Source organism: Pseudomonas sp. CCNWLW23, from assembly GCF_037095675.1.
Classification (GTDB): Bacteria; Pseudomonadota; Gammaproteobacteria; order Pseudomonadales; family Pseudomonadaceae; genus Aquipseudomonas; species Aquipseudomonas atacamensis.
Window position 1 is genome coordinate 132,081 of the sequence record NZ_JBAWKM010000010.1, and the last position, 13,396, is coordinate 145,476.

The window sequence follows — 13,396 nt, forward strand, 5'->3', positions numbered from 1 at the left end:
CGCGAGCGACATATTCTTCGCGATCAAGTCTTGCGACGAGTTTGTCGTTGAGCAGAAACAGTTCGCCATCGCTGTGGATGTCCAGCGCATTGCCGTTGGCGAATTCGACGCGGTAGTCGCCGCGCAATGGCCCGGACGTGGCGACACGGTCCCCGACCAGAACCTTCGAAACCGGATATTTCGAAAACAGCCCGACTTCCACACAACGCCCCGTGTCCGCTGGCCACGCCGTCGGCAACACGCTGGCCAGCGCCTGACCGTAGTGACGCAGAACCATTTGACTGGTACCGCGCCCACCCGCCCAGATCGGTGCGCCGTCGGCGCTCCAGCCGGCGAATCCACCTTGCCGCGATTGTGCATCCTGGTCGCCGAGCCAGCTCCAGGTCTTCACCCGCAGGCGTCCGCCCAACTCGCCGACAACATTGCCGTCCGCCGCGTTCAGCACGACATCGAGCAGCACGCGGCGCATCTGTTCCTGCGCTGGCAGCAACGCCAGAACGCTCAATAACTCGGCAACCGAAACCCTTGTTGCCGGTTGCACGGCTGGCAAATCCAGCAACCACGACGGCGCTTGCCGCGCCTGCCAATACGCTCGCCAATCCGTCGCTGCAATGCCCAACCGCGCCGGTTCGAAATACAGACCGCAGGATTTCACCAGCGCCTGATCCCGCTCTATCCTGCCGCCCGCCGAGCAGCAATAAACTTCTTCTTTGGACTGCCCGCGACATTCATACGCCGGTTCCTGTGCACCGGTATCCACCAGCCACGCGTAGACGAACAACTTCCACAGACTGCCCAGCGGCGCATCCAGCGACGCTGGCAACGGTTCGCGCTTGGTCAGTTGCGTCTGACTCAACGACAACAAGTCGCCCTGATAGGCCACGCGCAACGGCTCGTCCTGCGCTGTCGCCAGCGCAGGCATCACACCCATCAGCAGCCACAACAGCGGCCGGCGCATGTCAGTTGACCGTGACCTGACCGAGGGCGGCTTTCGCCTCCTGGGCCTGATGCTGCGGTGCATACACTTGCTTGAAGCGTACCGGCGGCAGGTTGAACTGGCCCTTCTGCGAGAAGCGCACCAGATGACGCAGGCGCAACTCACCACTCAGCGCGTCGACCGGCACCGCGTATGCCAGTTGTCCCGGTTCGAAACGCGCCTTCTCCAGCGCGGTCGGTTCGGTGCCGTCCTTGCCCTGCAACTTGATGCCCCACGTCGTGCGCTCGACATCCGCGCCCGGTGGCAACGGCACTTCAAGCATGCCATAGCGCAGCGGTTTCGCTGCCTTGCTGGTGAGGATCACCTCGTCCAGGTACAGGCTGTCGCTGGACAACGGTTTAGTGCCGACCGGCTCGAGTTTGTAGGTGAACGCTTCGTCGCCCGGCACCAGACGCGACAGGCGCCGGGTGATGGTCACGGCCATTGGATCGACCTGCGGCTGTTGCGTCTGGAAGCTCAGCGCTGCACGCAGCGGTCGCTCTTGCGTGCCGGACACGCTCAGCACGCTCGGCAGCGGCGTCGCACCTTGCCATGTCCAGTACATCTCGCCGCTGGCCCCGTAGTTTTTCTTCCAGCCTTCACCCGGCATCAGCGCGATGGTCGGCGAGGCCTGAGCGATGCTGCGTTGCAGCCAGGTCAGCGCTAGTGCACGTTCCAGTGTCGATTGCTGCGGCAGTAACCGTTGCAGCAACGCCGTGGCGCGAGCCTGATCAAACGGTTGCAGCGACAGGTTCAGCGCTTCGACGAAGGGCTGCGAGCTGACCGCCAGACGTTGTTGCGCTGCGCCCAGTTGCCGATTGAACGCCTCCGGCAAAGCAACTTTCGCCTGCGAGGCCAACGATGCAGTGAGTACCCGTGCCGTCGCCAGACCAAGTGCCGAATCCGGGTCGTTCATCACCAGACTGTCCTGGCCGTCGTCGAGCAAGGTTTCGGCAGCGCCTTCACCGGCCTTGGCCAGATCGTCGATCAAACCGCTGAGCAGCGTGTTCACTGGCAGCTGCATCTGTTTGGCGAACGACAGAATCAGCGCCCGTTGCAGCAATGGTGTATTCGGCGCTTGCTTGGCATAGACCTCCAGCACCCGCTGCCAGTGCTCCGGCGGCAGGGTCAGGTCGAGTACGCGGCTGGCATTCCAGTCGGCGTAATAGGCATAGGCGGTGAGAAATGCATCCGGCTCGCCGTCGTAGCCCCACCAGGTGAAGCTCGCCGACGGCCCGGCCATTTGCACCAGGCGCAGGCGGCTGTTCTGCATGATCAGGCGCAAGCGATCGCGAATCTGCGGGTTCGACGCCAGCGATGGATAGGCGATGCTCAACGGCAGCAAGCGACTGGCGGTCTGCTCGACGCCGCCGTACGGGTAGCCGAGCAGATCATCGAGGGCGGAACGGAACAGCGCTTGCGGACTGTCATCCAGACGCAGGCGGATATCCGTGGCATCCGCCGGCAAACTCAATGGCGTATCGCCGCTGACCACGTCGAGGCTTTGTGTCTGGGTGACCTGCCAGCCTTCACCGGTGGCACTCAAGCGCACAGCCAGGGCATCGGCGACTTTGCCATCCTGCACCAGCTCCGCCGTCCACTCGCCAGAGGCCAAAGCGAACGCCGGCAGTGGCAGGTAATTGATGCCGCTGTTCAGAGTCACCGGCATACGTTGTTCGTTACCGGCATAGTGAGTCACCAGTTCAGCCTTGACCGGTTTCTCTGCCTGACTGAAAGCGAACACGCCCAGTTGCGGCTGATCGCCCTTGCGGAATTTGCTCGGCCCGCTCCACTTCAGGTACAGCGGTTTTTCCGAACGGACAAACTGCTTCTTCTGCCCGACCTGACCGTCATCGGCAATCGCCCGCGCGGTGATGCGCCAGCGGGTCAGCGAGTCCGGCATCTTGAAGGTGAAGCGGGTTTTGCCGTCGGCGCCGGTCAACAACTCCGGCTGCCACGCAGCGGTGTCGACGTCTTCACGGCGCGGACGCTCAAGCACTTTCACGCCGCGCTCGCTGCGATTGGCCTTGCCCGGTGCGCCGGGGCTGCCCGGCAATGCCACGTCGTAGCTGATGAATGACAGGCTGGCACTGGTGCGCACGTTGTTGCGCCGCGGGTGATAGAAGAACTGGTCGATGCTAGGCGCGACTTCCGGTTGCAGCGCGTAGACCATTTCGTCGACCACGCTGACCGTCAGATGCGCCGGAACCGCTTTGCCGGCGAACTGCGTGGTCAGGTCGACCGTGACCGTATCGCCCGGCAGGTACACCGCTTTGTCGGTGCTGATCGCCACGTCGATTTGCGGCGCGACCACTTTGATCCCGGCGTTCTGGAAACTGTACTGACCGCCCTTGGTATAGAGCACGGAGAAGGTCAGGTTCGGCGCGAAGTTATCCTTCACCGCAATGCGCGCGCGGTATTGGGTGTCGCTGAGTTTTTCCAGCTTCAACCAGTCAGCGCCCTTGGCCAGCAGCGCAGTGGCCTCGACCTTGTCGCGCTCCAGCGACAGCAATGCATCGCTGACCGGCTCAGGGAAGGTGATCAGCGCCAGCGCTTCTTCGCCCGCCTTGTACTCGGGCTTGTCGAGGACGATTTCCACGGTACCCGGCACCGCTTTCACGCCGTCGCCGGTGACCGAATGGCCGGTGGCGCCGAGGACGCGACCGTGTTGATCCTTCAGCGTCAGGTTGTAGGTGCCCGGACGTTCGAAGGCGAGGCTGAAGCCTTTGTCCGTTGCGGCGAGTTTGCCTTCGCCGGTGCTCTGATCTTCCAGGCGCACCCAGGCGTAGCTGCTCGGCGTTACGGCTTTGCTCTGTTCGGTGCCAGCCTCATTCGCGTAGCTGAAGGCAACCTTGTCACCGACCGCGCTGAAACGCTGCGGCGCGCTCAAGCGGAAGCTCGCCGCGCCACGGTCGATGAGGATTTCCTTGGTGGTCTTGACCCGATACGCCGCGCCGTCGCTGGCGAACACGGTGAGCATGTAGCGGCTCGGTTTTTCCGCCGCTGGCAGATCCAGTGTCGCGTTGCCTTTACTGTCGGTAGTCAGTTCGGTGCTGGTCAGTTCCACCGGAAATTGCCCGAGGTATTGCAGCTCGTTGTCGACCATCGACAGTTGCTGGGCGCGCAGGCTCAGGCTCAATTTCGCGTTGGCCACCGGTTTGCCGTCCGGGTAGAGCAGCACCAGACTGCCTTTCACCGGCTCACCGGTGCGGTAATCCTGCTTGGCCAGATTCAGCGAGATCTCGAAGTGCGGCTTGATGTATTCGGCAACGCGGAAAGCACTGCTGTAGGCCTGCTCCTTGTAGTTGAAACGGATCTCGTAACCACCGGCCACGGCGTTATCCGGCAACTGGAAACGGCCCTGAGTACCTGCTTTCGAATCAAGCTTCAGATCGAGGGTTTGCAGTTCGGTCCCCGTGGCATCAAGCACGCTGACACTGACATCCGCCGCGCCCGGCAGAACCGAATCCCGGGCATTCTTGAACTCGCGACCGACGATTTTCAACGACACCCAATCGCCCGGGCGATACAGCGGCCGGTCGGTGAAGGCATAGAGTTTGGTGTCGTAGATTTCGCTGTCGTAATAGAAGTTTTCCGAGACGAACACGCCGCCCTCTTCGTCCTCGCCGATGACGAACGAGCGCTCCGGGCTGACGTGTTTCAGGCGCAGCAAACCATCGGCATCGGTAGCACCGCTGCTCATCACGCCGAGGCCATCGGTCCACAGCACATTGACCTTCGGCACCGAGCTGCCCTCGTGTTTGCGCGCGGCCCAGACCAGCAGTTCATCGCCGGCAATCTTGCTCACCGCGACCGTATTGGAGACGAAAACCATGGTGGTCGCGCGGTACTTGCCGATCAGCGCTTCAACCAGATACAACCCCGGCTTCAGGTTACCCAACGGGATGTACACGTTGCCCGGTGCGACGCTGACAAAGTCGCTGGACGAGCCGGCCAGATTGACCCCGGCCGGCGGCTGAATCGGCTTGGCCTGCCACAGCGGATAACGGAACTGGCTGACCACCGGCAAACCCGGGATCAGCGCGAATTGCGGCTGCGCGTCGTATGGCGTCGGCGCGGCCATGGCCTCGCCCATTTTCAGCTCCGGCACTTCTTCGGTGACCTGCTTGCGCGACTCGTAGGAGAACGCACGCTGCATCACCCGCCGGGATTTGCGATACCAGTTGTCCCACAGATAGGCGAGGGTGTTGGACAGACCTTCGCCCTTGAACTGGCCGTCGCTGACGACGCGATGCAGGTTCTTCTGGCGCTTGAGGAAATCCAGCGGCTTGTCGATGCGATACACGCGAATGTCGGCGCCGCCGTACGGTTCCATGCGAAAGCGCCGGTAGTCACGACCCGGGGCTTCGAGGCGGACCATCGCCGGCTCGTCGCTGGCAAAACTGCTATCGGCGAGCAAGAAAAAACTCTCACCGGCCACCGGCGTGTAATTGCTCGGCTCCACCGAGTCTTCGGCGTTGACGCAGGTAAACGGCAGCAACAACGCCAACAGCAAGGAAATTCGCGAACAGATACGCAACATGCGGGCACCGGTCATTGGGAAAGAAAGTTCAGTCGATAGACGCCGATGAAGTTGGGGTTGGCTGCGTCGGGTATCCATCGGGTGTCCTTCCATGTCATGAGTTGCTGCAGGCTTGCCGAACGCATGCCGTTGTCAGTGGGGGTGGTGGTGCCGGTGTGATAGGCGATGTAGCGGCCCATCCAGATCATCAGGTGCTGGTCGTCGCCCTGATCGAAAAACATCAGGTCACCGGGCCGCGCCTGCGACACATCGCGGCCGACCAGATGGCTGTTGAACTGAATCAGTTTGATCGCGTTGACGTACGGCCCGACCTTGCCGCCGCCCTGCTGCCACTGTTGCGCGAGCTTGCGTTGCTCGTCGCTCAGCGCCAGTTCCGGCGGCAGATAGCGATTGGACAGGCCATTGCTGCGCAGCCATTTGTCGTCATGGACTTTCAGCGCTTCGTTGGCGGCAAAGCGCACCAGCCCGGCGCAGTCCTGCTGATACCAGCGCGGGCTCGGACCTTGGCTTAATTGCTCTTGAGCAATACGCACAAACCAGGCGCGAAACACCTGGGATTGCGCCGGGTCGAGCGCTGGCGCTTCAACCGCACGGGCGCCTGCGCTCAGCAGCAACGCAAGCAAGCCGAGGCTGCGGATCAGTGCGCTCACAGCGCTTTCCATTCCAGCGGCAGCCATTGCCAGTGGCCGTCAGGCTCGCTGCCTTCGGGCAGGGTCAGGGCATATTTGCCGTAGCCGCCGAGGGTGCGCAGTTTCGGCATCAGGTAGGTTTGCGCAGCGTTATAAAACACCGGCTCCATGTCCTGCGGCAGGCTGTCGAGGGTTTCGCGCTGCATCAGTTGCGCCATCGCGTCCGGGCCGAAGTAGATCGGCATCAGTACGTCTTTTGGCAAAACGTCGGCCATCGGCGGGAAGCGCTTGTCGAGAGTGCCGAGGGCTTTGTCGACGAGTTTGTCGTCGAGGGAGAACAGCAGCGTCGAGCCATGACGGGCAAGGCTGACTTTCATGAACGCCTTGCCGGAAATCGCCTCCGGGTTTTCAGCGGTCTTCGCCGCGTACGGACCGAAACTGGAACTGACCTGACGCTGCCAGACGTGGCTCTGGCCTTCCTGCTTGTCGATCACCGGGAATACGCTTTCGGCGACATTGGCTTCGAACGCGCCGACCATCGAACCGAACAACTTGCCCAGATCACCGTCAAGCTTGCTGCTGTCTTCGTCTTTGAGGCTGGCGACCAGCAACGGTGTGTATAACCGCGAATCGGCGTACCAGCACAGGCCGGCCGCGCCAGCGACGTGTTCGGTCAGCGTTTGCGCAACAGCTTCATCGGCACCGAGCTTGATCAATATCGGTTTCTGCGGCTCGGCCGCCACCGGCAGGGTCACGCAAGCGCTCGCCCCCAACGGCATCGCCTGCCAGACCGGTTTGAAATCGAAGTCCGGCTGGTTTTCCAGTTCATCCATGGCCAGATAGCTGTGCCAGCCCTTGTCGTCCATGTCGAAACGCAGCCCGGCGAAATTCGGGATGAAGCGCTGATAGCCCATCGCGAGCACGCTGGAATTGACCGACAGACGCTGCTTGGTTTCCGGTTTTTTCGCTGGCAAGCCGAACGCTTCGGGGAAGAGCTTTTCACCGTTGAGTAACGCCGCCAGCGCTTGCGCGGAAACTCGGCCCGACTCTTCCGAGACGCCGCTCTCGGGGTCGTAGTACTTGGCTGGATTGGACAACACCACCAGTTTGTCGCCGCGCGACGCGAACAGCAGTGATTTGCTGGCGTTGTAGCTGAGTTGATACAGCGGCACGTCATCGCCGCCGACTTTGAGAGTGCCGAAGATGCTGAGCTGAGTGTCATCCAGCGCCACTTTCGCCAACGGCTGGAGAAGCTTGGCCAATCCGCCGCGATCCATCACCAGCAGGAAATCCTTCAAGCGGCCATCGGCGCCACGCCACAGCGCAACATCGGCCGGTTGATCGAAAAGCTGCTCGATCAGGCTGTCCTGCAACTTCAGGTCATGCTCGTAGATGATCCGGCGCAGGCTGCCGATCAGGCCGAGGCGGTCGGCGTGAGTTTCGTAATAGAAGACGAAATCCTCGGTGAGCGTGGCCTTGAGAAACGGCACCGTCAGGAGGTCCTTGGGCAACTGGCTCAGCGAGCGAGTTTCGAGCAAGGCGTCTGGACGGCCGAGGCCGAGCTTGTCACTGGCAAGTGTCGCCGGCGGCGCTTTGGGCTTGAGCAGCAGCCAGCCGAAACCGCCCGCCACACCGGCCACCAGGCACAGGCCGAGCACGACCAGCGGCCAGCGCCGCGAAGGTTTGGCCGCCGGTGTCGCGGCAGCTGGAGTCACAGTGTTATCGCTCATGTTCACAACATCCGAGTTCATCCGTGGCGGGATGCTTAATAGTTGAAAGTCTTGACCAGCAACAAATCACCGATCGCCCGCAGGGGCACGATGAAGGTTTCGCGTTTTTCGTCGACGGTGTTTTCGTTGAGCACCAGGGTGATCTGCGAGGTGATCACCTCGTTCTGATTACTGGTTTCCTCGAAGTTATAGCCACCATCGCCGTAGTTGCCCCAATAGTTGACGTAGACCAGATACGTGCCGTGCAGCGGCGCGGTCATGGTGAACATTTCCGGGCCGGGGCCGTCGACACCATCCGGGTCGAGGCCGCCGCCATTGCTCAGCGCCGGCCGTGCCCAAAAGGCATGCTGACCGTCGGGGGTGACAATATGCAGATCCAGCTCGGCTTTCGGGTCGTCCCATCCCAAGACAAGACGAATCTTCGCCGGCGTGCGCAGATTATTTGCTTCATAAAATTGCACGCGCTTGAGCGACTGGCCTTCGGCGCTGATCACTTCGACGCTGTTGGAACCGGCGCCAAATGCGTAGGGCCGGGCAAAACGTCCCTGATCATCGGTGTACAGATTCAATGGATTGCCGTTGACGGCGAGGCTGTGCGGCGGACGCATGTGGCCGAGGGCTTTGAGCTGGCCCTGGATCATCGTGCGATTGCGCTGAATGCCGCGATCGATCGGCGGCGTCGGGTAGGCGACCTGCGGATTTTCCGAACGATCGAGCAGGCCGTGATAACGCCAGCCGCCGACCGGCTCGGACAACTGCGCAGTCGGCGCGGCCCACAGCGCAGGCGCGCAGGCGAGGCCGATCAGCAGCAAAAGAAATGAACGCATGTGACGCCTCCTGCCATGCCTTGAACGAAACCTTGCACCCGATCCTCGGTACTTCACAGCGGTGAACTGCGTTTCGTCTGAATGCCCCGCAACTGTCGGGGCCGTAGAAGCCGCGAAGAGTAGCGATTCGGCAGTTTTTTAACAATCGGATACATGTGTGATTGCTGTAGGAATCGCGCCATCCGGGTAGACGATGAGCCGAATAGCCGGCATATTCGGCTCACCAAATGAGCCGAATAGCATTTTTATTCGGCTCACGCTTCTACGACAGGTGATCAATGACCGCGCACTGGATCTGGCAACAACCGGATTGGCCCGACTTCAACTGGCAAGCAGAGCGCCTCGCCCCGCTGCTGCGCGAGTGCGTGCAGACGCAGGGCCGACTCTTGGGAATGGCCGGCTCAGTGGGCGATTCGATGAGCGCACAGAGCGAGCTCGATGCGTTGCTTCAGAACATCGTCACCTCCTCCGCCATCGAAGGTGAGCAACTGAATGTCGGCTCCGTGCGTTCTTCTCTGGCCCGGCGCTTGGGTCTGGAATGGGTTGATCGCGATAGCGTCAGCCAGCGTAGCGAGGGCTTGGCGCAATTGATGCTCGATGCCACCCATGGCTTCGACGAGCCGCTGACCCTGGCCCGATTGCTGGAATGGCACACCTGGCTTTTCCCCGCCGAGGAAGCGATGTCCAGCGCGCGGCCAATACTCGTCGGTACCTTGCGCGGCGACGAACCGATGCAGGTGGTGTCCGGTCGGCTCGACCGGCCAACGGTTCACTTTGAGGCGCCACCGCGCCAAGGGCTGGAACAGCAAATTGAGCGTTTTTTGAGCTGGTTCGAAGCCAGCCGCGATCAGGTTTCGCTGGATCCGCTGTTACGCGCAGGCATCGCGCATTTCTGGTTTGTCACTCTGCACCCTTTCGACGACGGCAACGGTCGTCTGACCCGCACAATCACCGATCTGGCGCTGGCGCAAGGCGAAGCGCAGGCGATCCGCTTCTACGCGATGTCCGCAAGCATTCTCGAGGATCGCGCCGGTTATTACCGGATTCTGGAGTCGAGCCAAAAGGCCACGCTCGATATCACCGAATGGCTGACCTGGTTTTTGCAGACACTGCTGCGCAGCCTGCAGCAAGCCATCACCCGGATAGATTCGGTGTTGGGCAAGACTCGCTTCTGGCAGGCGCACCGCGAATCCGACCTTTCAGCGGAGCAGATCAAAGTGCTCAATCGCTTGCTCGATGGCGGTGAGCGCGGTTTCGAACAGGGCCTCAGCGCAGGGCAATATCAAGCGGTTGCGAAAGTTTCCAAAGCCACCGCAACGCGGCATCTGGCGGAGTTGCTGGACAAGGGCTGCCTGCAACGCCTGCCGGGCGGCGGACGCAGTACGCGTTACAAAATCAACTATCCGGATTGACTCGCCGACCGTTATGGAGGGGCCTAGCGACGGCCCGCTCATTTGCCCATACCCCCCCTATCTGCTAGTGTCGCGCCGGTTTAACGTCTACCGGAATTTGCCGCCATGGCCCGCAAAAAAGCTGCACTGGATTTCGAACAATCCCTCGCCGACCTGCAAACACTGGTCGAGCGTCTGGAGAACGGTGAATTGTCGCTGGAAGACTCGCTGACCGCTTTCGAGCAGGGCATCGGCCTGACCCGTGACTGCCAGGCGGCGCTGGCCCAGGCCGAGCAGAAAGTGCAGGTGCTGCTGGAGCGTGATGGCGAGCTCGCCGAGGAACCCTTCGACGCGGATGAGCCAGAATGATCGCGGCGTATTCGGCGAGCAGTCAGGCCCGGGTCAACGCGGCGCTGGAAACGCTGTTCAACGCGCCGCTGCCGGAACTGGAGCGGCTCTACGAAGCGATGCGCTACAGCGTGATGAACGGCGGCAAGCGCGTGCGCCCGTTGCTGGCTTACGCCGCGTGCGAAGCCCTCGGCGCAAAGGCTGAACAGGCCAGCGGCGCGGCGTGTGCGGTCGAGTTGATCCACGCCTACTCGCTGGTGCACGACGATTTGCCGGCGATGGACGATGACGATCTGCGTCGCGGCCAGCCGACGACCCACAAGAAATTCGACGAAGCCTGCGCGATCCTCGCCGGTGACGGCTTGCAGAGCCTGGCCTTCAGCGCCCTGCTCGACCCGCGCCTGAGCGATTGCAGCAGCGAAATCCGTCTGCAGATGGTCACTGCGCTGGCCCATGCAGCCGGTCCGGCGGGCATGGTCGGCGGCCAAGCCATCGATCTGGGTTCGGTCGGTCTCAAGCTCGATCAAACAGCCCTCGAACAAATGCACCGGCACAAGACCGGCGCGCTGATTGAGGTCAGCGTCAAGCTCGGCGCCCTGGCCAGCGGCCGCGCCCAGCCTGATCAGCTTCAGGCGTTGCAGACTTATGCACAGGCCATCGGCCTGGCCTTTCAGGTGCAGGACGACATCCTCGACGTGGAAAGCGATACCGCGACCCTCGGCAAACGGCAGGGCGCCGACATTGCCCGCGACAAGCCAACCTACCCGGCGCTGCTCGGCCTCGACGCCGCCAAGGCCTACGCTCTGGAACTGCGCGATCAGGCTCTGCAGGCGCTGCGACCGTTTGACGCGGCCGCCGAGCCGTTGCGCGAGCTGGCGCGGTATATCGTCGAGCGACGCAACTGACGGCGTATCGGCCAAAAAAGACCAACGCGTGGGCAGGGGGCGATGCATCAGGTAAACTGCCGCATCTTTTATACCTATAACGATTCGCCTGATGCCCACGACGTTTCATGAGATTCCCCGCAAGCGCCCGACCACGCCCCTGCTCGACCGCGCGAACACGCCGGACGGCCTGCGCCGGTTAGGCGAAGCCGAGCTGGAAACCCTGGCCGATGAGTTGCGCCTGGAATTGCTCTACACGGTCGGCCAGACCGGTGGGCATTTCGGTGCCGGCCTGGGCGTGATCGAGCTGACCATCGCGCTGCATTACGTTTTCGACACCCCGGACGACCGTCTGCTGTGGGACGTCGGGCATCAGGCGTATCCGCACAAGATCCTCACCGGTCGCCGCGAGCGCATGGCCAGCCTGCGTCAGAAGGACGGCATTGCCGCGTTCCCGCGCCGCTCCGAGAGCGAGTACGACACCTTCGGCGTCGGCCACTCCAGCACCTCGATCAGCGCTGCGCTGGGCATGGCCATTGCCGCCCGTCTGCAGGACAGCGACCGCAAGGCTATCGCCGTGATCGGCGACGGCGCGCTGACCGCCGGCATGGCTTTCGAGGCGCTCAACCATGCGCCGGAAGTCAACGCCAACATGCTGGTGATCCTCAACGACAACGACATGTCGATCTCGCGCAACGTCGGCGGGTTGTCGAATTATCTGGCGAAGATCCTGTCCAGCCGCACCTACGCGAGCATGCGCGAGGGCAGCAAGAAAGTCCTTTCGCGCCTGCCCGGTGCGTGGGAAATCGCCCGTCGCACCGAAGAATATGCCAAGGGCATGCTGGTCCCTGGCACCCTGTTCGAAGAGCTGGGCTGGAATTACATCGGCCCGATCGACGGCCACGATCTGCCGACCCTGATCGCCACGCTGCGCAACATGCGCGATCTCAAAGGCCCGCAGTTCCTGCACATCGTCACCAAGAAAGGCAAAGGCTTCGCCCCGGCGGAAGTCGACCCGATCGGTTACCACGCCATCACCAAACTCGAACCTCTGGACGCTCCCGCCGCTGCGCCGAAAGCCGTCAGCGGGCCGAAGTATTCGGCGGTGTTTGGCGAGTGGCTGTGTGACATGGCGGCGGCTGACGCTCGTCTGGTCGGAATTACCCCGGCGATGAAGGAAGGCTCGGATCTGGTGGCGTTCAGCGAGCGCTTCCCCGAGCGTTATTTCGACGTGGCGATTGCTGAGCAGCACGCGGTAACGTTCGCCGCCGGCATGGCCTGCGAAGGCGCGAAACCGGTGGTGGCGATCTATTCGACATTCCTGCAACGCGGTTACGACCAACTGGTACACGATGTCGCCGTGCAGAACCTCGACGTGCTGTTCGCCATCGACCGTGCCGGCCTGGTCGGCGAAGACGGCCCGACCCACGCTGGCAGCTACGACCTGTCGTACCTGCGCTGCATCCCGGGCATGCTCATCATGACCCCGAGCGATGAAAACGAACTGCGCAAGATGCTCACCACCGGCCACCTCTACAACGGCCCGGCGGCAGTGCGTTACCCACGCGGCAGCGGGCCGAATGCAGTCATCGAAAAAGATCTCGAAGCGATCGAAATCGGCAAGGGCATTGTCCGTCGTCAGGGCAGCAAGGTCGCCATGCTGGTGTTCGGCGTGCAACTGAGCGAAGCCTTGAAAGTCGCCGAGAAACTCGATGCCACCGTGGTCGACATGCGTTTCGTCAAACCGCTGGATGAAGCGCTGGTGCGCGAGATCGCCGCTAGCCACGAGTTGCTGGTGACCATCGAAGAGAACGCGATCATGGGCGGCGCCGGTGGCGCGGTCAGCGAGTTTCTCGCCCGCGAAAACATCCTCAAGTCGATGCTGCATCTGGGCTTGCCGGACATTTACGTCGAGCATGCGAAACCGGCACAGATGCTTGCCGAGTGCGGGCTGGATGAGGCCGGGATCGAAGCGTCGATTCGCCAGCGCCTGGCATTGCTCGCCCAATAAACGCAATACCCTTGTGGGAGCGAGCCTGCTCGCGAAAGCGGACTGTCAGTCAAAGAC

General features: G+C 62.2%; 9 protein-coding genes. 4 read left to right on the forward strand and 5 right to left on the reverse strand.

The annotated features are described in order from the left end of the window. The 5 genes from V8J63_RS14920 to V8J63_RS14940 form a co-directional block, all read right to left on the reverse strand. Positions 1-958 (reverse strand): DUF2300 domain-containing protein (locus V8J63_RS14920; RefSeq protein WP_336464247.1); only part of this gene is annotated, 958 nt, incomplete at its 3' end. A gap of 1 nt (position 959) precedes the next feature. Beyond that, positions 960-5,534 carry an alpha-2-macroglobulin family protein gene (locus V8J63_RS14925; RefSeq protein ID WP_336464248.1) on the reverse strand — a complete coding sequence of 1,525 codons (4,575 nt, stop codon included), beginning with the start codon at positions 5,532-5,534 and terminating at the stop codon, positions 960-962. Then, entirely contained in the window at positions 5,531-6,181 is a 651-nt protein-coding gene (locus tag V8J63_RS14930; RefSeq protein WP_038860946.1) for a DUF1175 domain-containing protein, read from the reverse strand. Before V8J63_RS14930 ends, V8J63_RS14925 begins: the two co-directional genes overlap by 4 nt. Continuing rightward, on the reverse strand, positions 6,166-7,878 hold the full coding sequence (locus V8J63_RS14935; protein WP_336464249.1) for a DUF2138 domain-containing protein: 1,713 nt from the start codon (positions 7,876-7,878) through the stop codon (positions 6,166-6,168). Before V8J63_RS14935 ends, V8J63_RS14930 begins: the two co-directional genes overlap by 16 nt. 35 nt (positions 7,879-7,913) lie before the next feature. Then, positions 7,914-8,705 carry a YfaP family protein gene (locus tag V8J63_RS14940; RefSeq protein WP_024014479.1) on the reverse strand — a complete coding sequence of 264 codons (792 nt, stop codon included), beginning with the start codon at positions 8,703-8,705 and terminating at the stop codon, positions 7,914-7,916. Between the two features lie 278 nt (positions 8,706-8,983). Between V8J63_RS14940 and V8J63_RS14945 the strand changes: the two genes are divergently transcribed. From V8J63_RS14945 to dxs, 4 genes are all read left to right on the forward strand, one after another. Next, the gene (locus V8J63_RS14945) at positions 8,984-10,117 is read left to right on the forward strand and encodes a Fic family protein (protein ID WP_136494094.1); all 1,134 of its coding nucleotides are present in this window, start codon (positions 8,984-8,986) and stop codon (positions 10,115-10,117) included. 105 nt (positions 10,118-10,222) lie between these two features. Beyond that, the gene (locus V8J63_RS14950) at positions 10,223-10,465 is read left to right on the forward strand and encodes an exodeoxyribonuclease VII small subunit (RefSeq protein WP_016772991.1); all 243 of its coding nucleotides are present in this window, start codon (positions 10,223-10,225) and stop codon (positions 10,463-10,465) included. After that, the gene (ispA, locus tag V8J63_RS14955) at positions 10,462-11,349 is read left to right on the forward strand and encodes a (2E,6E)-farnesyl diphosphate synthase (RefSeq protein ID WP_336464250.1); all 888 of its coding nucleotides are present in this window, start codon (positions 10,462-10,464) and stop codon (positions 11,347-11,349) included. The genes V8J63_RS14950 and ispA overlap by 4 nt, the downstream gene beginning before the upstream one ends. 91 nt (positions 11,350-11,440) lie before the next feature. Continuing rightward, the gene (dxs, locus tag V8J63_RS14960) at positions 11,441-13,339 is read left to right on the forward strand and encodes a 1-deoxy-D-xylulose-5-phosphate synthase (protein ID WP_130927822.1); all 1,899 of its coding nucleotides are present in this window, start codon (positions 11,441-11,443) and stop codon (positions 13,337-13,339) included. Positions 13,340-13,396 lie beyond the last annotated feature (57 nt).

What these genes read in the sequence shown, in the direction of transcription:
- V8J63_RS14925 (WP_336464248.1), bottom strand. Translation starts at nt 5,534, where the DNA reads ATGACCGGTGCCCGCATGTTGCGTATCTGTTCGCGAATTTCCTTGCTG.
- V8J63_RS14930 (WP_038860946.1), bottom strand. Translation starts at nt 6,181, where the DNA reads ATGGAAAGCGCTGTGAGCGCACTGATCCGCAGCCTCGGCTTGCTTGCG.
- V8J63_RS14935 (WP_336464249.1), bottom strand. Translation starts at nt 7,878, where the DNA reads ATGAGCGATAACACTGTGACTCCAGCTGCCGCGACACCGGCGGCCAAA.
- V8J63_RS14940 (WP_024014479.1), bottom strand. Translation starts at nt 8,705, where the DNA reads ATGCGTTCATTTCTTTTGCTGCTGATCGGCCTCGCCTGCGCGCCTGCG.
- V8J63_RS14945 (WP_136494094.1), top strand. Translation starts at nt 8,984, where the DNA reads ATGACCGCGCACTGGATCTGGCAACAACCGGATTGGCCCGACTTCAAC.
- V8J63_RS14950 (WP_016772991.1), top strand. Translation starts at nt 10,223, where the DNA reads ATGGCCCGCAAAAAAGCTGCACTGGATTTCGAACAATCCCTCGCCGAC.
- ispA (WP_336464250.1), top strand. Translation starts at nt 10,462, where the DNA reads ATGATCGCGGCGTATTCGGCGAGCAGTCAGGCCCGGGTCAACGCGGCG.
- dxs (WP_130927822.1), top strand. Translation starts at nt 11,441, where the DNA reads ATGCCCACGACGTTTCATGAGATTCCCCGCAAGCGCCCGACCACGCCC.